The sequence below is a fragment of the Chloroflexus sp. genome, assembly GCF_049970315.1.
GTDB lineage: Bacteria > Chloroflexota > Chloroflexia > Chloroflexales > Chloroflexaceae > Chloroflexus.
Window position 1 is genome coordinate 1 of record NZ_JBMFNE010000030.1, and the last position, 21,277, is coordinate 21,277.

General features: G+C 56.4%; 17 protein-coding genes and 2 tRNA genes. 8 read left to right on the forward strand and 11 right to left on the reverse strand.

Annotated elements, in window-relative coordinates; genetic code table 11:
* Positions 1-193 precede the first annotated feature (193 nt).
* The 4 genes from cysS to ACP5OT_RS15880 form a co-directional block, all read right to left on the reverse strand.
* A complete protein-coding gene (gene cysS, locus ACP5OT_RS15865; protein ID WP_424677593.1) occupies positions 194-1,402 on the reverse strand; it encodes a cysteine--tRNA ligase in 1,209 nt (402 codons plus the stop codon).
* Between the two features lie 174 nt (positions 1,403-1,576).
* Positions 1,577-2,020 carry an SH3 domain-containing protein gene (locus tag ACP5OT_RS15870; protein WP_424677594.1) on the reverse strand — a complete coding sequence of 148 codons (444 nt, stop codon included), beginning with the start codon at positions 2,018-2,020 and terminating at the stop codon, positions 1,577-1,579.
* A 141-nt stretch (positions 2,021-2,161) separates the two neighbouring features.
* Positions 2,162-2,238 (reverse strand) — tRNA-Pro (locus tag ACP5OT_RS15875).
* A 21-nt stretch (positions 2,239-2,259) separates the two neighbouring features.
* Positions 2,260-2,347, reverse strand: a tRNA-Leu gene (locus tag ACP5OT_RS15880).
* A gap of 146 nt (positions 2,348-2,493) precedes the next feature.
* Between ACP5OT_RS15880 and ACP5OT_RS15885 the strand changes: the two genes are divergently transcribed.
* The 3 genes from ACP5OT_RS15885 to lgt all read left to right on the forward strand — a co-directional run bounded on the left by ACP5OT_RS15885 (position 2,494) and on the right by lgt (position 5,667).
* The gene (locus ACP5OT_RS15885) at positions 2,494-3,873 is read left to right on the forward strand and encodes a serine/threonine protein kinase (RefSeq protein ID WP_424677342.1); all 1,380 of its coding nucleotides are present in this window, start codon (positions 2,494-2,496) and stop codon (positions 3,871-3,873) included.
* Entirely contained in the window at positions 3,864-4,628 is a 765-nt protein-coding gene (gene purQ, locus ACP5OT_RS15890; RefSeq protein ID WP_424677343.1) for a phosphoribosylformylglycinamidine synthase I, read from the forward strand. The genes ACP5OT_RS15885 and purQ overlap by 10 nt, the downstream gene beginning before the upstream one ends.
* Positions 4,629-4,749: 121 nt before the next feature.
* The gene (gene lgt, locus ACP5OT_RS15895; protein ID WP_424677344.1) at positions 4,750-5,667 is read left to right on the forward strand and encodes a prolipoprotein diacylglyceryl transferase; all 918 of its coding nucleotides are present in this window, start codon (positions 4,750-4,752) and stop codon (positions 5,665-5,667) included.
* A gap of 130 nt (positions 5,668-5,797) precedes the next feature.
* On the opposite strand, the gene ACP5OT_RS15900 is transcribed toward lgt, so the two are convergent.
* From ACP5OT_RS15900 to ACP5OT_RS15915, 4 genes are all read right to left on the reverse strand, one after another.
* Positions 5,798-6,841, reverse strand: coding sequence for a glycosyltransferase family 4 protein (locus ACP5OT_RS15900; RefSeq protein WP_424677345.1), 1,044 nt, complete (start codon positions 6,839-6,841; stop codon positions 5,798-5,800).
* A 128-nt stretch (positions 6,842-6,969) separates the two neighbouring features.
* Complete coding sequence (locus ACP5OT_RS15905; RefSeq protein ID WP_424677346.1) at positions 6,970-8,142, reverse strand: GNAT family N-acetyltransferase; 1,173 nt, start codon at positions 8,140-8,142, stop codon at positions 6,970-6,972.
* 15 nt (positions 8,143-8,157) lie between these two features.
* Complete coding sequence (locus ACP5OT_RS15910) at positions 8,158-9,225, reverse strand: methyltransferase domain-containing protein (protein ID WP_424677347.1); 1,068 nt, start codon at positions 9,223-9,225, stop codon at positions 8,158-8,160.
* Positions 9,222-9,677: a DUF6992 family protein gene (locus ACP5OT_RS15915; RefSeq protein WP_424677348.1), complete on the reverse strand. Its 456-nt coding sequence runs from the start codon at positions 9,675-9,677 to the stop codon at positions 9,222-9,224. The genes ACP5OT_RS15910 and ACP5OT_RS15915 overlap by 4 nt, the downstream gene beginning before the upstream one ends.
* Positions 9,678-10,044: 367 nt before the next feature.
* Here ACP5OT_RS15915 and ACP5OT_RS15920 point away from each other — a divergent pair, with 367 nt between their 5' ends.
* Together ACP5OT_RS15920 and ACP5OT_RS15925 are read left to right on the forward strand one after the other, a co-directional pair.
* Positions 10,045-11,436 (forward strand): selenium-binding protein SBP56-related protein, encoded by a 1,392-nt coding sequence (locus ACP5OT_RS15920; protein WP_424677349.1) that lies wholly within the window; start codon positions 10,045-10,047, stop codon positions 11,434-11,436.
* Between the two features lie 43 nt (positions 11,437-11,479).
* Positions 11,480-12,148, forward strand: coding sequence for a hypothetical protein (locus ACP5OT_RS15925; RefSeq protein WP_424677350.1), 669 nt, complete (start codon positions 11,480-11,482; stop codon positions 12,146-12,148).
* Positions 12,149-12,243: 95 nt separating this feature from the next.
* Here the strand turns inward: ACP5OT_RS15925 and ACP5OT_RS15930 are convergent, their stop codons facing one another.
* Positions 12,244-14,217, reverse strand: a complete 1,974-nt coding sequence (locus tag ACP5OT_RS15930; protein WP_424677351.1) for a DUF4838 domain-containing protein — start codon at positions 14,215-14,217, stop codon at positions 12,244-12,246.
* A 303-nt stretch (positions 14,218-14,520) separates the two neighbouring features.
* Between ACP5OT_RS15930 and glgP the strand changes: the two genes are divergently transcribed.
* The 3 genes from glgP to chrA all read left to right on the forward strand — a co-directional run bounded on the left by glgP (position 14,521) and on the right by chrA (position 19,323).
* Positions 14,521-16,671, forward strand: a complete 2,151-nt coding sequence (glgP, locus tag ACP5OT_RS15935; protein WP_424677352.1) for an alpha-glucan family phosphorylase — start codon at positions 14,521-14,523, stop codon at positions 16,669-16,671.
* A 638-nt stretch (positions 16,672-17,309) separates the two neighbouring features.
* Positions 17,310-18,131 carry an endonuclease III domain-containing protein gene (locus ACP5OT_RS15940; RefSeq protein ID WP_424677533.1) on the forward strand — a complete coding sequence of 274 codons (822 nt, stop codon included), beginning with the start codon at positions 17,310-17,312 and terminating at the stop codon, positions 18,129-18,131.
* A 16-nt stretch (positions 18,132-18,147) separates the two neighbouring features.
* Entirely contained in the window at positions 18,148-19,323 is a 1,176-nt protein-coding gene (gene chrA, locus ACP5OT_RS15945; RefSeq protein WP_428132707.1) for a chromate efflux transporter, read from the forward strand.
* Positions 19,324-19,406: 83 nt separating this feature from the next.
* Here the strand turns inward: chrA and ACP5OT_RS15950 are convergent, their stop codons facing one another.
* Together ACP5OT_RS15950 and ACP5OT_RS15955 are read right to left on the reverse strand one after the other, a co-directional pair.
* Complete coding sequence (locus ACP5OT_RS15950) at positions 19,407-20,270, reverse strand: low molecular weight phosphatase family protein (protein ID WP_424677531.1); 864 nt, start codon at positions 20,268-20,270, stop codon at positions 19,407-19,409.
* A complete protein-coding gene (locus ACP5OT_RS15955; protein WP_428132709.1) occupies positions 20,243-20,890 on the reverse strand; it encodes a zinc ribbon domain-containing protein in 648 nt (215 codons plus the stop codon). The genes ACP5OT_RS15950 and ACP5OT_RS15955 overlap by 28 nt, the downstream gene beginning before the upstream one ends.
* Between the last annotated feature and the right edge of the window lie 387 nt (positions 20,891-21,277).

Below are 21,277 nucleotides of genomic sequence, written 5' to 3' on the forward strand. Positions count from 1 at the left end.
CGGGTGTGTCGATGACGTAGGGGCACGGCGACGCCGTGCGGGTGTGTCGATGACGTAGGGGCACGGCGACGCCGTGCGGGTGTGTCGATGACGTAGGGGCACGGCGACGCCGTGCGGGTGTGTCGATGACGTAGGGGCACGGCGACGCCGTGCGGGTGTGTCGATGACGTAGGGGCACGGCGACGCCGTGCCCCTACTTACCGTTTTCGCGCAACGTAAACCCCAGCATCAACGCTAAATCGCGCACCGTCGCCTGAGCCGCGCTGACATCACGACCCTCGGCGGCTGCATCGATGATCATGCCGGCCATCGCATGCAACGACGCCAATGCAGCCGGTGTATCGAGATCGTCGTTCATTGCCATGATGACATCAGAACGGCCACGGCTCACATCGAGTGGGCTATGGGTGCCACTGGCCAGGCTCAGTGCGTGACGGAGATCGGCAGCATACTGTTCGTAACGAGCGACTGCTTCGCGTCGGTAATCGAAATCTTCTCGATAATGCTCGCTCAGCAAATACCACCGGAGCGCATCGGGATGATGAATCTGCAACGCATCACGGGCGAAGACCAAATTGCCCAGTGATTTACTCATCTTCTCACCATCGAGCCAGACTAAGCCCACGTGCATCCAGATACGGGCAAACGGTCGTTTGCCGGTGGCTGATTCACTCTGCGCAATTTCACACGAATGGTGCGGGAAAATCAAATCGGCACCGCCACCGTGAATATCGATCTGTTCACCGAGGTAGCGGATCGACATGGCGCTACACTCAATATGCCAACCGGGTCGCCCCAAGCCCCATGGGCTTTCCCACTTGGGTTCGTCGGGGTTGCCCCGTTGCCAAAGTACGAAATCGAGCGGATCGCGCTTGTTGGGGTCATGTGGGTTATTGCCCCGCTGATTAGCAATCGAAAGCAGCTCGGCATAACCCATACGTGCCATGCGGCCAAAGTCAGGATCGGTTTGGATACTGAAATACACGTTGCCGTCAACCACATACGCATGACCGAGTTCGACCAGTCGCTCGATAATGGGGATCATGATCGCAACTTCTTCACTCACCCGCGGCGAGAAGGTTGGTGGCAAAATATTGAGGTCGGCACAGTCGGCACGCAATTGAGCAATTTGTCGTTCGGCCAGTTCGTACCAGTTCACCCCATCACGACGGGCACGCTCGAAGAGAGGGTCATCTACGTCGGTGATATTCTGACAGTATATCACCGTTGCGCCCTGCCAGCGTAAGTAGCGGACCAGTACATCGAAGACGATGAAGGTGCGAGCATGGCCCATATGGGTGGTATCGTAGGGAGTAACCCCGCACACGTACAGCGTGACCGGGCGGTTGGTAGGCGACGAGAATGGTTCCCGGGTACGGGAGAGAGTACTAAACAGTTGCATACCTACGTGTCCTTAACTGATACGCTCAGGCATAACATTCGTAATGCTTGTTATTATGGTATCACCAATTATCATTTCGGCGAAATAATTGCCAAGTGTACGGAACGCAACGAGGACACTACCGTTGATGGAAGTCTGATGTCGGTATCGACATAGGATCCGTAGCTACACTGTCTACGGTGTGGCAATAGGTACTTTGGCGGCAATCTCAGGGGCAACCTCAAGCACAGTAGCCGACATCCATCCGGTTTGACCATCGGGCAAGCGAACGACGTACCAGTTGGCCCGTTGTCCTTCAAGCAGCACTTCGGTATTCACCGGAACCACAGTCACAATCGGAAAGGAGGTACCGGGGCCACTGCGCACGTTCGCTTCGGTGGCGGCTCGCCCGATAAATTGGGCGGTAGTCGATGTAGGAGTTGCCGATGGTCCCAGAATAATCGTCACCGGTGAGCGAGTGGGTTGCGGTGTGACCGGGGTTACGCTGGGGAGGCGTGGCAGTGTTGGGAAGGGGCTTGGCGAAGGCGGCAACGCTGCACTGAAATCGAGGCAAGCAGTGAGCATAGCGGCATAGCTTAACCATACGCAACACCAAAGCGTGAGCGTTTGCGGTTTCATAGTCAATTCCTTGTCAAGCGACGTATCCTACCTGTATCATACCAAATCGGGATAGCGGTGGTGGGCCGGTACTGCCTGCTCTGGTCTCGACGGCTGAAAAATGATAAAACGCCTATGCTTGTTGCACAGGCGCTCCTTATTTGGTCGGGGCGAGTGGATTTGAACCACCGACCTCCGCGACCCGAACGCGGCGCTCTACCAGGCTGAGCCACGCCCCGTTGAAGAACGGTGTTGTCGGGTGGTGCCGAAGGTGGGACTTGAACCCACACGGGGGTTGATCCCCAGCGGTTTTTGAGACCGCCGCGTCTGCCATTCCGCCACTTCGGCGCGACCGAGCAGATTATAGCAGCGATTGTCTGGTTCGTCAAGGCATCGGTGATTGGCGTGCGATTGATGCCGGTGCAGAATAAGTGTGCCCGTGCAACAGTGGTATAATTGGCGTAGCACAACGTACATCACAGACGACAATGGTCATGTTTGATCGGTTGGCTGAAAACCTGACGGTACGCGGGAGGAACGATTCGTATACCATCCTCAACCTGATCGGACGAGGTGGCATGGGTGTCGTATATCGCGTCCGGCGGGTGAGTGATGGGACGATTTGGGCTTTGAAAGAAATGCGACCGGCCGACGAGACGAATGCCGAAGAGTTGGCCGAGGTGCGTCAACTTTTTCTGCAAGAGGTCGAACTGTTGCAGTCGCTCTCCTTCCCCAACTTGCCGGTTGTGATCGATCTGTTCGAGTACGAGGGTCGTCCGACGATGGTGATGGAGTTTGTGCCCGGAAAAACCTTGGAAGCTATCATCCGGGACACAAACGCTCCGTTACTCGAACAGCAAGTGATCGGATATGGGATCCAACTCTGTCGCGTATTACACTATCTGCATACTCGTCAGCCGCCGATTATCTATCGCGATCTCAAGCCGGCCAATGTGATTGTCACCCCCGATGGTGTGCTCAAGTTAGTCGATTTTGGGGTAGCTCGTAAGCACAAAGTCGGTAAATCGAAAGACACCATCGCAATGGGGTCGGCCGGCTATGCCCCGCCTGAACAATACGGTAAAGGGCAAACCGATGCTCGCTCGGATATTTATGCGCTCGGGGCGACGATGCTGCATTTGCTGACGGCGATGCCGCCGGTGCCGTTGCAGCCGCCGCGGAAGGGTGAAATTGTACGGATCAACCGTTCGGTTGCGCCGGAGACCGAGACAATTATTATTCGTGCGATGAGCCTTGAGCGCGAGAAGCGGTTTGCTACTTGTGCCGAACTTGAGCAAGCGTTGCATAAACAGCTGAAGTCGCCGTTTGTCGATCCTACCCTACACATGGCACCGTTGCCGCCGATCAAACCACCGGTAGTAGAGCAGGTTCCGGTGGCGGTGCCATTGCCGCCATCCTCACCTCAACCACCGGTTGGGCTGGTGTGTGAGCGATGTGGCCGGCTGAACAAAGTACAAGCGCGATTTTGTGCCGGTTGCGGTGCCCCTCTTCATCAGGGCGCACCGGTGGTTGGTGCGGAAAGACCGACATTGCCGCCGGCACGACTGATCGTACGTTCGCCCTATCGCACGTGGGAGGTAAAACTCGATCATAAGCTAGTACGGATCGGTCGGCGCGATCCGCGTCAAGCTCATTTCCCCGAATTAGATTTGGCAGAACACGACCGTGGTATCGCTTCGCGCTTGCACGCTATCATTGAGCGACGGGGTGATCAGTATACGCTGACCGATCAGCAGAGTACCAACGGCACTCAGATTAACGGGAAGTTGATCCCGCCGAAAGTGCCGCAACCACTCAAGTCGGGTGATCTGATTAAGATTGGTGATGTAGAGATGGAGTTTCGGTGGAACTGAAAGCTCTGATTCTGCGTGCTCCTGGTATCAACCGTGATACCGATGCGGCACTGGCGTGTGAGTTGGCCGGTGCCCTTCCTGAACGTATCCACATTAATCGCTTGGCCGAAGGATCGATTCGCCTAGCGGATTATGCCTTGCTCGTCATTCCCGGTGGTTTTTCGTATGGCGATCATCTGGGGGCAGGTCGTTTGTTGGCGGTTGACCTGATTCATCGCCTCGGTGAAGAACTCGAACGTTTTGTGGCCGATGGTCGCCCGGTGATCGGCATCTGTAATGGTTTTCAAGTACTGGTCAAGGCCGGCCTGTTACCCGGCCCGCCACGTCGATCGCCGCAGGTGACGTTAACGACCAACGAGTCTTGTCAGTTTGAGTGCCGTTGGGTACATCTTGAGCCGGCGCCGACCAGTCGCTGCCTGTTCACGCGCGGTATTGAGCAACCGATAGAGGTGCCGGTGGCGCACGGTGAGGGTCGGATTGCTGTACGTGATGAGGCGACACTCGCCGAACTCGAGGCGAATGGTTTGGTTGCGCTGCGGTATCTTGGCGATGAATATCCGGCTAATCCGAACGGATCACCGCATCGAATTGCCGGGTTGTGTAACGCGCAGGGGAATGTGCTCGGTCTTATGCCGCACCCTGAAAATGCTGTGCTACCGCATCAGCACCCACGGTGGACCCGCGAACCGGTTCGGCGTGAGGGAGATGGGTTGCAGATTTTTCGCAATGCGGTGCGGTATGCGGCATCGTTGTAAGGTGATTGCGACCGATCATACCCTGCGTCGTCATGCCGATCGTCCGTGCCGTGCGGTATGTGGCATCGTTGTAAGGTGATTGCGACACTGCTGATGGGCAGTGGGATGTACTGGAACGATTATGGTACTCTATCCACCTGATGACCCGTTTCTGATCAGCTTTACGCTGTTCGGATTGCCGATCGTTGTACGTTGGTACGGCGCGATCATTATGACCGGTGCGCTCATTGCAGCGTTACTAGCCTCACGTCGTGCCGTTGCTCGTGGCTATCATCCCGATCACGTCTGGAATCAGTTGATGCTAGGATTGGTGCTCGGTATTGCCGGTGCACGGATATATTATGTGGCTTTTGAGTGGGAACGCTTTGCGCCGAACCCGTGGAGTGTCTTTAACCTAACGACCGGTGGGATTGCTATCCACGGCGCCATTATCGGGGCGTTGCTCTCTACGGTAATCTATACCCGTTATACCAGGTTGCCCTACTGGGATTGGCTCGATGTCTGTGTGCCGGGTTTTTTACTGGCCCAGAGTATTGGCAGGTGGGGAAATTTCTTCAACCAAGAAGCCTATGGCCGGCCAACCGATTTGCCGTTCGGGTTGCGGATTGATCCAGAGTACCGGGTGCCACCTTATAACGATCTGACGACCTACCCGATCACGACCCTCTTCCATCCGACGTTTCTGTATGAGTCGGTCTGGAATCTGGTTGGGGTGGGAATATTGCTCTGGCTCGACCGCCGCTTTGGTCGGTTGGCGCCGCCCGAACGGCGGCGGCTCAATCCGGGTGATCTGCTGTTTTTGTACGGGATCATCTATTCGAGCGGACGGTTTTGGATTGAAGGCTTGCGTATCGATAGTTTGTGTGCGAATGGGGTTGGTGGTTCGTGCGAGGGTAGTATTCGGGTGGCACAGTTGGTGAGTATGGTGGCGATTGTGGTCTGTGGCGTGTTGCTCTTTCTCAATCACCGGCGACCGTTCGCCGGTACCCCGACGGTGACGCCTGATGGTGATGCGTCTCCGGTATCAGAGGCGCGTTGAGTTAACATAATAAGTGTGACGTGATGACCGGGCCGGCAGTTACTGCTGGGCCCGGCTTTCCATCTTTCTACATAAGATGACTGGCAGCAGTTGGGCGGGAGTGCGGGGCACTCCTCTGTATGCCGTTAGTTCAGTTGTCATCCCTACCCAACAATCGCGCGTAAAGTTGCCGAAAACCCTCGCCAAGCGGACCGTAGCCAAACTTCGCCACGACCTTCTCGCGACCGTGCTCGCCGAAACGGCGGCGCAGTGCGGCATCTTCACCCAATATTCTTACCTTCTCGGCATAACCGGTGACATCATCGCGGGCGACCAAAAATCCATTCAGACCATCGTCAACCACCTCAGGCAGCGCGGCGACGTTCGTTGTCACCACCGGGCGGCCACAGGCCAATGCTTCTGCCGGTGCGATGCCGAACCCTTCGAGCCGAGAGGGGAAGAGCAGGATGTCACAACTCTGGTAAGCCGCCACCAGTCCGGCGCGGTCGGGTGAGCCAATCGGGATCATCCTTGGATGGGGTGGCCCGGTATCGCGTCCTTGAAAGCCACCGGTGTAGTAGAGGACATAATCGGCGGGTAAACGATCCATAATCTGGGGGAGCAGGTCAAACCCTTTCCGGCGAGTACGATTGCCGACAAACAACAACCGAATGCGGGCATCGCTCGGTGGGAGACCATCGTTGCGGCGCGCCATTCCCGGCGGTGGAACGAAGACATCGGTGTCAATCCCGTCGTAGATCAGGACGGTATCGCGCCGACCGTAAGTTAGTTCAACCATCCGTTGGGTGTAGCGACTAACACAAACAACTGCATCGGCATACGCGATGGAGAGGCCGTCGTAGCGCGATTCGACCAGTCGGTAGAAAAGGCGTTGGGCGAATGAGCTATACGGTTGTAACGCCGGGTCGGTGGTGAGGTGATGGACGGTTGTGACCACCGGGCGTTCGTAGTTGCGCAGGCTAAATGCGACGCGCGAGCGGCCTTGCACAATGTCGAACCGACGGACAATGTCGGCGGGGAGGGTAGCGGGAATGAGCATCGGGAGAAAATTGTACAGTTCAGGTAAACGCAGAAGTTCGGGCGCCAAACCGGTGCGCCTGACTGCACGGGTGATGTTCTGAATACCGAAATCAACACCACCACGACCGAGTGGTGAGATAAAGAGTGGACGCATAGCACGGTTCCTGTTGTCTGGCCAAGATTATGCAGCGTGCTACGGCGGGGCTGCTTTGCTTGCCGCTGTAGCGCCAACGATTGTAACAGGATTTTGCGACGGTGAACGTGGGAGGGTGGCGGCGATCGTCACCAATAGTCACCACAAAACGGTGGTAGACCGGCCAGTGCCTGTTCGAGGAGGGTCAAGGCCGCGCGTTGGTATACGGTGAGCAAGCCAAAAGCGGCGGCGGTGCGTGGGTGCAGGTAGCGACTGAGGAGCTGACCAAGGGTACTGCTGGTGCAGGCGAGATCGACAGTAGCGTGGTCGAGACGACTGACGGTTGTTTGACCGTCGTACCATTCAATCTGGTAGCAACCGACATTGTTGTTGAGCCAGTCATCGGCAACTTGGATACGCAGCCGACCATTGACCGTAGCAAAGGGATACAGACTCACCAAGCGGGTCACATCGAGGACCCGCTGCATAAACAATGGTATCACCGTCGTCGGCGCAGGAGTGGGCAGCAGAGCATTGAGTGGGGCATCGATGGGGGTTGGAATCTCGGCGGCGACGATTTGATCGGCGTGATACGCGATAAAGACAAAGAGTTGGGCGCGTGCGAGCGGATCGAGCGCGACAATATCGCGGCAGACGAGGCGGTCACCGTCGCTCCTCCGTTCGAGGCGGTAAATCAGGTACGAACGTCCGTTACCCTGTTCATCACGCCAGATATAGGCGGAATACGGTTCACCGTCCCATGTTTGTAACACATCGATCTGCCACCATGTGCGGTCGCGCACGAGGGGGCCATAACGTCCACGTAAGGCGCCGCGATAGATAGTGTCAAGCTCTTCGATCTGGTCAACACCGACCGGATGATAGCTGCCGGGGGCGGGAGCAAAGGCACGCAAATGAGTTGGTGTGGGTTGAACCAGCCGCCGTTCGCCGGCCAATGCCCACCCCAACCGATGGTAGAAATCGGCGTGAAAGGGATACAGCAACGCCAACACTGCACCACGTTCGCGCAGTTCATCGCAAGCAGCGCGCAACAGACGCTGAGCGTACCCACGGCGTCGGTGCTGCGGCCAGGTTGCCACACTCCCCAGTGCGCCAACCGGCAATTCGCCGTGGCCGGCCTGCATCTGAAACGGCATAATCTGCAATTGCGCAACATGCTCACCATTGACGAACAAGCCACGCAGTTGCGCGATAACCTCCGGTGTGTAACGGCCACGGTGATATTGACGGGCAAAAGCGTAGCTATCTAGCGCCCAGAATTGCTCGAAATCGGTTGGGGTAAGTGGTCGGTAGGTTATCATCGTGCGTAATACCCATCACGCTCGCGGTTTTTCCACCAGGATAAAATAACTACCGCAGCGCATCCAACCGAATAACCAGAGATCGAGTTCCATCAGCAGTGTAACCGCCAATAGCGCATAATACACCGGACCCTTCTGGCGTAAATAGCCACGCATCCGGCGACGAGCGCGAATCTCACGGGCCGTCCCGGCACTCACCCGCGTCGGGACATCGGTGGTAGGTGTGCGTCCACGTATCCGCCCGATCATCGCTTCACCGAGCTTCATCAGCACATGTTCGACAAACGTTGTAAACAGACTATTCCAGAACACCACCTTTACCGGACGCAAACCGGCCCGTTCGAAGGCAGCGACCACATCTTCCCAAGTAGCAAGCGCCTTGATGTGATCGGACTTCCGCAGCTTTTCACGTTCAAAATCATAAACGCCTGCCTTCACAAAGAGCCGCCCGATCTTGCGACTGACATCGATCAGTGGTTGGATCGGTGACCGCTCACGGGTGTTCGAGAAGGCCATCATACGCCCGCCGGGCCGCAGGACACGTGCGGTTTCGGCCAGATACGCATCGATCACCGGGAGCGGAAAATGTTCGAGAATATCAATGGCAAACACCTTATCGAAACTGTTATCGGCGAACGGCAACACACGTGAGTCGGCTTTCACCAGCGTCACCGTGCGCACCGCCTCATCGGCAAAAAGGGTGGCCGGGTCAGAGCCAACCATCAGCCCAACATGCTTCGCATTCCAGACCGCATGCTTGGCGGTTCCACAACCGTTATCAAGTACCACATCGGTCTTGCGCCAGCGCATCAGCCGGCGGAGTGTGCGGTCACGCACACCCGCAGCGAGCAAGGGTGGAGCCAGTTCACGGTAATCGAGTTCGGCGGCCAACTGCTCTTCATCGGTAACATACTTCGAGACGTAATCGAAGGCAGCACCGCGTGGCATCAAATCGAGATACCCATCGCAGAATGGGTAACCCGTCTGGCAGCGCGGGCAGCGCAGGCCGTGATCTTCGACGATGAGCGGACGCAAGCCGCAGGTCGGGCAGCGTAAGAGCGGAAAAATGCGGTGATCGATCATAGTGATGGTGGGATCCAACGCCGGTTAATCTCAGCAGCGAGGATGCTATCAAAGAGGAACAAAAAGAGACCCTGAACAAAAATCCCGGCGCCCATACCACGGCGGTCGGCGCGTTCGCCGGACGTGCGGAACAGCCACAGACCACTCCCGATGTAGAGGAGGTCAAGACCGGCATTGATCAACAAAATCGTGCGAAATCGTTCGGCAGCCGCGTGTGCCGCCGATTCGTCGAGGTCACCGGCGACCAAATCTTCGGCTTTGAGCAGCGCTTGCCGTCGACCGGCGATGGCCAGTAGCCAATCGATTGCTCCCCAACTGAGCGCTTGCAAACCGAAGTGACGCCAAAAACCGGGTATGAGCGTCAGAATGGTGCCACCGATGATGTTGCCGAGGCCCCATTGCTTGAGTGGCTTAAGCGCGTGGTATTGGAAGGCAAAAAAGTTATCGTTCATATTGGCATCGTCCCGATCGTTTCAAATAACCCACGACCATTATACTCGGTTCGCGCCAATTGGCGGCAGCATGGTGAATGGCTCACAGTAACCGGTTGAGGCGTAGTCGTGAAATAACTCTTGACCATCGACTACGCACGTTGTATAGTTGACGTATCACACGATTGCAACTGCATATCTCCGGTGAGGGAGGGCTGGCTCGTTGGCGAGCTTAATTGGTGATCGTCGCGTGTCCCTCGTCGTTTGACCAGGGTCGGTGACGCATATTCGATGAAATATTGACTTTCTTGCCTGACAAAGTTATATTACTGTCGACGGTCGGTATTCGGGCAGACGAGTGGCTTTGTACAGAGAGGGAGGTCTCACTATGGCAATTTGGCGGCCTGATCCAACGTTTTACCCATCACCACGGATGGCGACGAAAGCACCCCCAGAAACGTTAGCGTATGTTGTGCGGCTCAACTCACAGCGTGATGGTCAGCCTGATGCAATGTGTGTCGTGGACGTCGATCCACAATCAACGACGTTTGGCAAGGTGGTTGGAGCTACGGAGATGCCCTATACCGGTGGTGAGCTTCACCATTTTGGCTGGAATGCGTGCAGTTCGATGCTCTGCCCCAACGCTCCCCATCCGCACGTCGAACGGCGCTATCTGGTTGTGCCGGATATTCGCAGTTCGCACATCACCATTCTCGATATCAAAGAAAATCCAACCAAACCAACCGTTGTGAAGGTCATTGAACCGGACGTATTGTTCGAGCGTACCGGCTATGCGCGCCCACACACCGTCCATTGTGGACCCGATGGCATCTACATCTCGGCGTTGGGTAATCCCGAGGGTGAAGGGCCGGGCGGTATTTTTATTCTCGATCACGATACGTTTGAGGTCCTAGGGCGTTGGGAGATCGACCGCGCCGACCAGTATCTTCACTACGATTTCTGGTGGCACCTCGGCCACGATACGTTGATTACCAGCGAGTGGGGTACTCCGCGGATGGTCGAGAGTGGTGTGCTGGGCGAGGAATTGCTCGCCGGCAAGTACGGTCATCGCATTCACCTGTGGGACTTGCACCGACGTCGTCACGTCCAGACGCTCGATCTCGGCGCCGAGCATCAAATGGCGTTGGAGCTACGTCCGGCGCACGATCCGACGAAAGCGTATGGTTTTCTCAACTGTGTGGTGAGTCTGAAAGACTTGTCGGCATCGATCTGGCTCTGGCATCGTCATAACGGTTCGTGGCAGATCCAGAAGGTCATCGAGATACCGGCTGAACCGGCCAGCGAAGATCAACTGCCGCCGATTCTCCAACCGTTTAAAGCAGTGCCGCCGCTAGTCACCGATATTAATCTAAGCGTTGACGATCGCTTTTTGTACGTGTCGTGCTGGGGTACCGGTGAGTTGCGCCAGTACGATGTCAGCGATCCCTTCCACCCGCAGTTGACCGGTGTGCTCCAGATTGGTGGGATCGTCCGCCGTGCCGGTCATCCGGCGACAACGGGGCCGCTCAACGGTGGACCGCAGATGGTCGAAGTCAGTCGTGATGGTCGGCGGGTCTATTTCACCAATTCACTCTATTTGTCGTGGGACGAACAGTTCTATCCTGACGGTATCAAAGGGTGGATGGTGAAGGTTGATGTTGATCCGCAGGGTGGTATGCAATTCGATCCCAATTTCTTTGTCGATTTTGGTGATCGGCGGGTGCATCAAATTCGTTTGCAGGGTGGTGATGCGTCAAGCGATTCGTATTGCTTCCCATGATTGCGTGGAATCGCAGATTGTGATCTTCTGGCGGAGGTGAGGCGTGGATCAGGCCACTTTTTGGATTTGGCTTTCACTGTTTGGGCTTGGTTTGTTCCACGGCCTCAACCCGGCGATGGGCTGGTTGTTTGCCGTGGCGTTGGGGTTGCAAGAGGGGCGAGCTCAAGCTGTGCTTACGGCGATGGGACCGATTGCAATCGGTCACGCGGCAGCAATTGCGGTGGCAGCGTTCGTGACGACTCTGCTCGGCTATACATTACCGGCCGATGCCTTGCTCGTGTTAACCGGTGTCGTCTTGTTAGGGTTTAGTGGGTGGCGGCTACTGGCGCGTTTTCGCCATCCCACGACCCGCTTTCGGGCCGGTGCGCACGAGTTGGCGTGGTGGTCGTTTCTGATGGCTACGGTGCATGGGGCCGGTTTGATGGTGGCGCCCATGCTTGCTGCCATGAACGCTTCGCATCACGTGATGCATGCCGGGCATGGACATCACGCGCCGGCTATGAGCGATTCGTTGATCGGTGCGACGCTGGCCGTTGTGGTACATACGCTCGGTATGTTGTTGGCGATGGCAGTGCTGGCCCTGATCGTGTACCGGGTGGCCGGTCTGGAGATACTGCGCCGAGCGTGGATCAATACCGATCTGATTTGGGTGGCGGTTCTCATTGTGACCGGGGTAGTTGCAGTTGGGTTGGGTCTCTGGAATATCGTCTGACGTGAGTGCATACGGCGGTACTGCTTCGGCGGTACTGCCGTTGTTGGGTTGGGTCGTCGGAACCTCGTCTGAGGTGAGAGCGTCCACGCGGCGTCTCAAGGTTTTGTATGCCAATCCCACCATAGTTGTGCTAACAGCCGTACCAATTCCCCTAACCGCTGCCAACGAAGGTACAGTTGGCACCATGGCGGGGTAATCCGGCTTTCGAGGTGGTCGAGATGCAGGGCGAAGATTGACCGTAGCAAACGATGGCTGGCGTGAGCAGAGCTTGGCACATAGCGTGTGGCCCAGATGAGGAGTTCGGCGTAGGTAGCGCGGGCAGTCGCGATGGCTTGACGTTGGCGGGCCGGTGGCGCGCGACGGGCTTGCACGACCGCGGCCTCTTGGCGGGCTGCGAAGTAACGGAGCACCAATGCACTCACCGTCCATTCGGCGATGTCACCGGCGAGCGCTGCTTGTTCGGTGTGAGCGCTACGGCGAGCCGCCGCGAGTGCTGCTTCCCCCGCAGGTAGTGTGTCCAGTGCGTCGTGAAGGGCAACGAGACGTTGTTCACAATGCGGTGGCGGGGCATCGTAGCCATCGAGGAGATCGCGTGGCGGTTGGGTGATCGGATCACGTGTTAATCCGGGCTGTTGTCGTTTCACTTCGGCGGGAGTGACGTTGAGAGCGCGCTGCCACGCCGTGGTCAACTTGGCGTAGGCACAATCGAGCAATGTTGCCGTCGTTGGCGCACGGACGGCGGCGTATTCGCGGCGCAGCGCGATGGGGTCACGTTGTGGGTTCCACGCCAGTGCGGCGAAGCTGTACGGATTGGGGCCGGGTGCCAACCATGGCCGGTCGCCGGTGAGGAGGACGTATACACCGTCAAGGCGCCACTCGTGGTAAGCGCGTAGGTCGGCAGCGATAATCTCACCGAGCGGCGGTAAGGTTGATTTGAACAGGATGCCGTCGAGATAATATTCGAACACACCGGCGCCGGTGGGAAAGGTGGTGCGCAGCGCTGTGATGGCATCGGCGAGCGGTCCGTTAATCGGATGCGTGCTGTCACCGATCCCGACGGCATACGAACGGCGACGTGGGGCAATGAGCACCTCAACGTTGGCTGCCGGTGTGATTTGTTGGGGTGGGGCAAACGTGTCATGGTACGCGAGATAAGTAAGGCGCGCTTGCGGGTTGGTTTCGGCCAGAGCTTTCGCCATCACATTCATCAGCAGCAGCGACTGATCGGCGGGCGACAAACCGGAACACTGTGGGCACGCACACCAACCACCTGCAAGGCGATCGTCAGGCCAGAGATGGTAAACCGCTGCCGCAGGCTCGGCATAAAACCACTGCTTGGCCCACGTATAGACGAGGGCCTGCGTTGCCGGATTGGTGGGACAAGGGTTACCATTCGCTACACGACGGCGACCATCGTACCGAAACAGATCGGGTTGTTGTCGAAAAAGCCGACGTGGAATAGCGGCAGTAAGGTGGTGTCCTCCGATCTCAAGACGTAAGCCCCGTGTGTGAATCAACGGCCAGAGCCGATTGCGGTGTGATTGCCAGGTGCGCTGACGGCAAGCTCCTAGTGGCATGCTATGATCGGCGATGGTGTGGATGAAGATGGTATTGAGGCGAACGCGCGCTGCCCACTCGATCCACGCTTTGCCTTGGGCTAGAAAAAGATCGTGCCCGATGACCAACCCACGGCGGGCAAACGCCGGCTGTTCGGCCACGGTGGTGGTGGGGAAGGTGATGGTGGACGGGCGGGGCACGTATTCATCGGCGGGTCCGGGACCAACCCAACGCCATCCTAGCGTTTCGAGCAGGTGATACACGGCATAGAGCAGACCACGTGGTCCTTCGCCGATCAACGTGAGGCCACGCTCATCGGCAATGCGCACAAAGCCATCTCCGTCGGCACCGTGGCGCAATGCGAGGCGCCGGTCATTGGCATGACCGGTGATGTTCAGGGCGGGTCCACCCATACGCTGAATAGCGCGACGCAATTCTTGGGCTGCCAATTGTGCAGTGGGATGTTCGCTGGATAGTTCGATAACCCACCGGCTCGTGAGGTGATGATCCATATCCTCTTCGTCGTAGGTGCAGTCGGTGACCGGTTCGCTGAGTGAACATAAACTCTCGACCGACCAATCTCGGCGCTATTATAGCAGTCTCACCCCATTCAGACGGTATCCCAATTCAGTTGTATTAAAATTAGTTGCATAGTAGACAAATTTCCGATGAGCGGCTACAATGCAGGCAACCACTCTGTATGCTGCGCAGCGTATGAGCCTATATGAGATTGGCAGTCATTGTACGCATTCTGTATCATGCCGGTAATACCGGTAATACCGGTGGTTGATTAATCTATCTGATGTGAGGAAACCATGCTACGGTTTGAACACGAGATTCTGTTCACTCCATGTCCCGAACGAATTGCTCGGCTTCGTGAACTTGCCTACAACCTTTGGTGGACGTGGCATCCTGAAGCGCAGGACCTTTATCGTTCTATCGACCCAGAGCTGTGGGAGCTGGTGTATCACAACCCGGTCGAGTTCTTGCGCGATGTGCGTCAGCGCAAACTTGAGGCTGCCGCCAACGATCCGGCCTATCTGAAGCGATACGATGCGGTACTCAAGGGCTTTGATAGCTACATGCGGTCTGAGAAGACGTGGTTCAGAAAGAATTATCCCGATGCGAAAGACACGTTGATCGCATATTTTAGTGCCGAGTTTGGCCTCCACGAAAGCCTACCGATCTACTCAGGCGGTTTGGGCATATTGTCGGGCGATCACATCAAAGAAGCCAGCGATATGGGCATCCCACTGGTCGGTGTTGGCTTCATCTACCCGCAGGGCTACTTTCGGCAGCGCATCGATCCTAGTGGTTGGCAGCACGCCGAGTACAACAAGCTCAATTTCGCCGATGTGCCGGCGCTACCGGCGCTCGATCCCGACGGGCGTGAGGTGGTGATCGAGGTGGAATTACCCGGTCGCACGATCTACGCCAAGGTCTACAAGTTTCAAGTTGGTCGGGTTGAGTTGTTGTTGATGGATACCGACATCCACCCGAATAGTCCGCAAGATCGCGAATTATCGGCGCGGCTCTACGGTGGCGACCAAGAGATGCGCATTTCGCAAGAGTTGGTGCTTGGTGTAGGTGGTGTGCGGGCGCTGCGTCGTCTCGGTTATAAACCGACTGTCTGGCACATGAATGAAGGGCACTCGGCCTTCCTTGTGCTCGAACTGTGTCGCGAATTGGTGGCGCAGGGATACAGTTTTGACGAGGCGATGGAGCAGGTCAAGGCGCATTGTGTGTTCACGACCCACACCCCGGTACCCGCCGGTAATGATGCCTTCCCGCTGCCGATGATCGAGAAGTTCTTCTGGAGTTTCTGGCCGCAACTCAACCTCACCCGCGATGAGTTTATGAATCTGGCTTTGCAAGAGCAGCAATGGGGACCGACCTTTGCAATGACAGCGCTGGCATTGCGTTTTTCGGCCTATCGCAATGGGGTGAGCAAATTGCATGGCCATGTGGCACGCGGCATGTGGCAGTGGCTCTATCCCGGTCGTTCGCAAGATGAGGTGCCGATTACCTCGATTACCAACGGTGTGCATACGGCGACGTGGCTGGCGCCGGAGATGCGAACACTCTATACCTCGTATTTGGGCAAGAACTGGGAAGAAAACCTCGATGATCCGCATATGTGGCGGAAGGTATACCAGATTCCCGATGAGACCTTCTGGCGAACCCATCAAAAACTGAAGAGCGATCTGATCGCGTTCAGTCGTCAGCGGCTGCAACAGCACTACATCCGCTTGGGCATTCCGGCGCCGGTTTGGCCGGTGTTGGAAGAGAATATTCTGACGATCGGCTTTGCCCGTCGCTTTGCGACCTACAAGCGGGCAACATTGCTGTTTAAAGATATTGAGCGACTGAAATACATCTTGAACCGGCCCGGTAAGCCGATTCAGATTATCTTTGCCGGAAAAGCGCATCCTAAGGATGATCCGGGCAAACAGTTTATCCAAGAGGTCTATCGTCTCTCGATGCAGCCGGGGCTGGCCGGGCGGATAGTGTTCCTCGAAGAATACGATATTGCGGTGGGGCGAGCACTGGTGCAAGGTGTCGATGTCTGGCTCAACAACCCGCGTCGTCCTTACGAAGCGAGTGGCACAAGTGGGATGAAGGCCAGTCTCAACGGTGCGCCTAACTGTTCGGTACTCGATGGCTGGTGGCCAGAAGCGTACAATGGGCGCAACGGCTGGGCTATCGGTGATGAGCGTGAGTATGCGAATCAAGACGAGCAGGATTGGAACGATGCGCAATCGCTTTACCATCTGCTCGAACACGAGATTGCACCCCGTTTCTACGATCATCGCGATGCAAATGGGGTTCCGGTGGAGTGGATTCAGATTTGCAAGGAGGCAATTGCGACAGTAGCACCACTCTTTAGCACGCGCCGGATGTTGGCCGAATATCTGCGCGAGATGTATATGCCGGTGGCAGTGCAAGGGGCGATGCCACAAGCTTAGTCCAAAGTGTTAGTATTGCTGGTAGTTATGGTGCGCACATTCTGCGGAAGCAATGTGCATGACTCGTACTTTTGTTTCTATTCACACTGCCGCCACAATGTTAGGCGGCTCGGTACTGACTGTCTAAGCGGAGGTGGTGTGAAGATTGCTCGCTGCGCTCGGAAGGACAGTGGTTTGGGTTTAGGAAGTGGCTGCCGGCTGTCACCCTGAGCGGAGGCGGAGCCGGAGCGACGGGTCTTCCGTTGAGGTCAATGGTAAGATTTCTCGCTGCGCTCGAAATGACAGCGGGGGTGATGTGAAGATTGCTCGCGGCGCTCGGAAGGGCAGAGGGTGTGGTGTGAAGATTGCTCGCGGCGCTCAGAAGGACAGTGATGTTGATGTTAAGATTTCTTGCGACGGCAACTGGCATCCGGTGATTTCCGTCCGGTAAGACTCGTACCGGGTGTGGCCTGTGTGCGATGATTTGTCGTTGATGGGGCGCATGTGGGATTGTTCGGGGTGTATGTCACCACGACCGCGACTGCAACGTGGTCATCATTGGGAAGCATTTGGTGTCATACTGAGATCGGGTATGGTGAGAGAATAGAGTGGAGATATCGTGGTTAAACTTGTATCGTAAAATATCGTAGACGATTGCTATGAACCTATCGCAATCCAACCTTCTCTCCCAACCTTGGTCGTGGCTGGTCAACGAGGTCTACCGAAGATTGGTGGATCATTTCGGTCCGCTGTATGGTCCGCCTGCCGCGCATCCGTGGTGGCCGATTATCAGTACCGAACCGCAGCTTGAGATGGTCATCGGTGCGGTGCTGGTACAACAGACACGCTGGGAAACGGTTGAGGATGCGATAGCACGATTGCATGTGAACGGTCTGATCGATCTCGTTGCATTGGCGCATGCCGATGCCGGTGAGTTGGCACGGCTGATCTATCCATGTGCCTTTTATCAGCAGAAGGCAAATGGCTTGATCACCTTAGCCCGCATTGTTCGCGAGCGTTACGGCGATCTGGCGACTCTGTTACGCCTTCCTGCACCGAGGCTGTACACCGAACTCTTGCAATTGCCGCGGATTGGGCCGGAGACGGCAGATGTGATTATGCTCTATGCCGGTGGGCATCCGCGTTTTGTTGTTGATGCCTATACCCGGCGAATTTTTGCCCGACTGGTGCCCGAAAGGTTGGTTTGGGAACGGGCCGGCTACGTGCAGGTTCAACAGACCATTGCCACTGCATTACCTGTCGATCCGATGCTGTTGGCCGATCTCCATGCCCAGTTGAACGAGCTGGCTGTGCGCTACTGTCTGGTAAAGCCACGCTGTGATGGTCCACCTTCACGACGGATCTATTCGCGTCAACCCGGTCGCAACAGTTTTCTCGACCGGAATGATGGTTGTCCGCTGCGTGAGATATGTAGCTGGTATGCGAGCCGAATCGGCACCGAGTCGTTGAAGCAGCGATAGTCATAGTCACAATGTCATGCATCCATCTTCTCCCCTCACCGTCTTTCTGGTATTTTTGCGCTTAGGGCTGACCTCCTTCGGTGGGCCGGTAGCCCATCTTGGTTATTTTCGGAGTGAGTTCGTCGAACGACGGCGTTGGCTTGATGAGGCGACCTTTGCCGACCTGATCGCGCTGTCCCAATTTTTACCCGGTCCAGCCAGTAGCCAGGTAGGTATTGCGATCGGGACGATACGTGCCGGGTTGCTTGGTGGGCTAGCAGCGTGGCTCGGTTTTACGTTACCATCTGCTCTGCTGATGATCGGGTTTGCGTATGGTGTGAGCGTGATTGGCGATCCGGCGAGTGGTTGGTTGCACGGGCTGAAGCTGGTAGTGGTGGGAGTCGTTGCTCAGGCGGTGTGGCAGATGGGCCAACGGCTTTGCCCAGATCGCTTGCGGGTGAGTATGGCAATACTCGCCGTGCTGGTGTTGCTGATCTGGTCTGATGCATTGGTGCAACTCGTGGTGATCGGGTTAGGTGGATTAGTTGGTTGGCGGCTGTTGCGTCTACCGGTGCCAAGCGGTGTTGTGGTTGCCTCACCGATTAGTCCACGTACCGGTTTTGCTTTTGTCGCGATGTTTGTCGTTTTACTCGTCGGTGCAGGACTGCTGGCACCGCTGAGTGACAACGAAACACTACGTTTTCTTGCCGGGATGGTGCGTACCGGTTCACTCGTCTTTGGCGGTGGGCACGTTGTGTTACCCCTTCTTGCCCCGGTCGTGGTTGGAACCGGTTTGATGAGTGCTGAAACATTTATCGCTGGGTATGGTGTAGCCCAAGCACTGCCGGGGCCTTTGTTCAGTTTCAGTGCCTATCTGGGTGTGGTAGCAGCGGTTTCGCCAGGTGGTTGGCTGGGTGGGATGTTGGCACTGATAGCAATCTTCGCACCCTCGTTTTTGCTCATCTGGGCCGCCTTACCGTTTTGGGCTGCCTTGCGTGTACAGCCAGTCGCCCAATCAGTGTTGGCCGGGGTGAATGCAGTAGTCGTTGGGATTTTGTTGGCAGCACTGTATCAACCGGTCATCACCAGCGCGATTCGTGGTCCGACCGATGTCGCACTGGTGCTCGGCGCCTTCGCGGCATTGCACGTGTGGCGACTACCATCGTTGGTCGTAGTAGTCGCGTGCGCTGCTATCGGTGCCATCGTATGGTAAACCGAAGGTAGCGCTGACTAAAGCTATGCGGATGATGTGAGCCATTCCGCAGCGCAACGGTTCATCGTAGTGGATGGGCAATCCTACTCCGCCGATAATCCTGCTCCCCACCGCATCACCTCTATCACTTCAGCTTGACCGATTGGGCGTTGTCCACGCTCGATGGCAGTTCGCAATTGCCTGAGCTGTTCACCGGATGGAACACCAGCTTGACGTGCGAGCCAGAGGTTGAGCGCTTCGACGTACAGAGTAGTAAGATCGGTCGTATCAGCGATATGGGTCGTCAGCTCGGTCAGGGTCATCTGGAGACGACCACGAGCTGCCGGCCAGTCAATGACATCCGGCATTGCTTGAATAGCATCGAGCAAGCGTAGAGCGCGTTCGCAAATCGCTTGTCGTTTGGAGGGAGGAGGCGGCGCAGGTACTTCTGGTTGGACGAGCGGTTCTGAAGGTGATGGGGCCGGAGTAACCGGAGCTGCTGCTTCACCGTGCAGCAGCGCGACGAGTCGCTCATAACCGGCGCGTAGCAACGATTCCATTTCGCGGGTGTAGTGGAGCCACGCACCGATCTGCATCCCTGCCGGATCGGGAATATCGCGCGCGCGGCCGGCCAGTTCACCGAGCGAGGTAACGTTCGCCTGTGGATAACGACTGCGTAAGAATCGGGCAATTCCGCTATCGACGGCGATCAGGATGTCGGCTGCATTCACCAGTTCTTCAGTGAGCGAGCGCGCAGTGTGGTTGTTGTCGGTCATGCCAAACACGGCTAGTGCATCGCGCGCCATTGGTTGCAACGGTTCGTCGTCGTGACCAACGACGCCGGCGGAAGCGATCTGCCACGCATGGCCATGCTCCTGCGCCAAGCGGCGGAGGAGGGCAACGGCAATCGGTGCTCGCCCGGTGTCGGCGGCGCCAACGATTAAGATGGTTGGTTCCAAGTGTGACATATAGAGTACGCAACTGCTCTCAAGAACGTGTGCAGAAGTGCACACGGTTCCTTCTCGTTCCGAACGTAGTTCGCATCTGATGGGTGTAACGTTTCCGTTTGTACCTTTTCAGAGACAGTGCTGCTGTTACCGGTGAGCTTTGCCTCGGGTAAGAGGGGTGCTGTTGCCGGCTGTTTGCGGTTGTGCGCTACCTTGTGATCCCGATCATGAATTGTGCCGCAGTGTGGATACAGCCATTTCCAATCGCACACCATCAGCATGTTATCTTTCCGGCGACAGCTCGAACAAAGGTATGTGCGTGGATACCGATCCTCAACACACATCATCTGCCCACCAGAGCGTGTTGTCTTGCTTGCAATCTGCGTGTGGAGTAACCCAACGCCTACATTACCAATCGTGTGAGCAAGTGGTTTGTTGGCCGTCATCCCCGCGACGGATACATGCTCTACAACCATCGCTTGGTTTTCGCAGCGGTCTCGTGTGATGAGCATATAGATGACATCGTTTCGGTAGTAGTCATCCTTACGGATAGTCTTGTCAAGGTTAGCGCAGACTTCGTATGGATTCATGCGAGGCAGTATCTTGTCTTTTGGTACAGGCGCATCGACCGCAAGAACCATACGCACGTTTGCTGCCTCGATGATGCGGCTATGTTGCTAATTATATCTTGAAGCGACGTGCGCCGCTTTGAGCAGATTCGGCGCCTCGATGGACGCACCATTGGAAAACGTGGCCGCAGCCTTGATACCTACATCGATACCCATGACGCCATGGGTCGTTTGTGACCAATCCAACGTTCTACCTGTGCTAATTTTATCCATCTGTTGCATGAGGTGTATCCTGCAACGTTTTTCGGTAGTTTCTCACCCCGGCTGTGACGCAAAGCACACGGCGATGGTTATCAGGTCTTATACCATCTCCTGCTCAGGCAAGCAGCTCTCCTGATTAAAAACCACGATTTTCGCATCTGTTGATCTGGGCGAACTGCTTGAGCTACTCAAAATCGA

What these genes read in the sequence shown, in the direction of transcription:
- cysS (WP_424677593.1), bottom strand. Translation starts at nt 1,402, where the DNA reads ATGCAACTGTTTAGTACTCTCTCCCGTACCCGGGAACCATTCTCGTCG.
- ACP5OT_RS15870 (WP_424677594.1), bottom strand. Translation starts at nt 2,020, where the DNA reads ATGAAACCGCAAACGCTCACGCTTTGGTGTTGCGTATGGTTAAGCTAT.
- ACP5OT_RS15885 (WP_424677342.1), top strand. Translation starts at nt 2,494, where the DNA reads ATGTTTGATCGGTTGGCTGAAAACCTGACGGTACGCGGGAGGAACGAT.
- lgt (WP_424677344.1), top strand. Translation starts at nt 4,750, where the DNA reads ATGGTACTCTATCCACCTGATGACCCGTTTCTGATCAGCTTTACGCTG.
- ACP5OT_RS15900 (WP_424677345.1), bottom strand. Translation starts at nt 6,841, where the DNA reads ATGCGTCCACTCTTTATCTCACCACTCGGTCGTGGTGGTGTTGATTTC.
- ACP5OT_RS15905 (WP_424677346.1), bottom strand. Translation starts at nt 8,142, where the DNA reads ATGATAACCTACCGACCACTTACCCCAACCGATTTCGAGCAATTCTGG.
- ACP5OT_RS15910 (WP_424677347.1), bottom strand. Translation starts at nt 9,225, where the DNA reads ATGATCGATCACCGCATTTTTCCGCTCTTACGCTGCCCGACCTGCGGC.
- ACP5OT_RS15915 (WP_424677348.1), bottom strand. Translation starts at nt 9,677, where the DNA reads ATGAACGATAACTTTTTTGCCTTCCAATACCACGCGCTTAAGCCACTC.
- ACP5OT_RS15920 (WP_424677349.1), top strand. Translation starts at nt 10,045, where the DNA reads ATGGCAATTTGGCGGCCTGATCCAACGTTTTACCCATCACCACGGATG.
- ACP5OT_RS15930 (WP_424677351.1), bottom strand. Translation starts at nt 14,217, where the DNA reads ATGGATCATCACCTCACGAGCCGGTGGGTTATCGAACTATCCAGCGAA.
- glgP (WP_424677352.1), top strand. Translation starts at nt 14,521, where the DNA reads ATGCTACGGTTTGAACACGAGATTCTGTTCACTCCATGTCCCGAACGA.
- ACP5OT_RS15940 (WP_424677533.1), top strand. Translation starts at nt 17,310, where the DNA reads ATGAACCTATCGCAATCCAACCTTCTCTCCCAACCTTGGTCGTGGCTG.
- chrA (WP_428132707.1), top strand. Translation starts at nt 18,148, where the DNA reads ATGCATCCATCTTCTCCCCTCACCGTCTTTCTGGTATTTTTGCGCTTA.
- ACP5OT_RS15950 (WP_424677531.1), bottom strand. Translation starts at nt 20,270, where the DNA reads ATGTCACACTTGGAACCAACCATCTTAATCGTTGGCGCCGCCGACACC.
- ACP5OT_RS15955 (WP_428132709.1), bottom strand. Translation starts at nt 20,890, where the DNA reads ATGGTTCTTGCGGTCGATGCGCCTGTACCAAAAGACAAGATACTGCCT.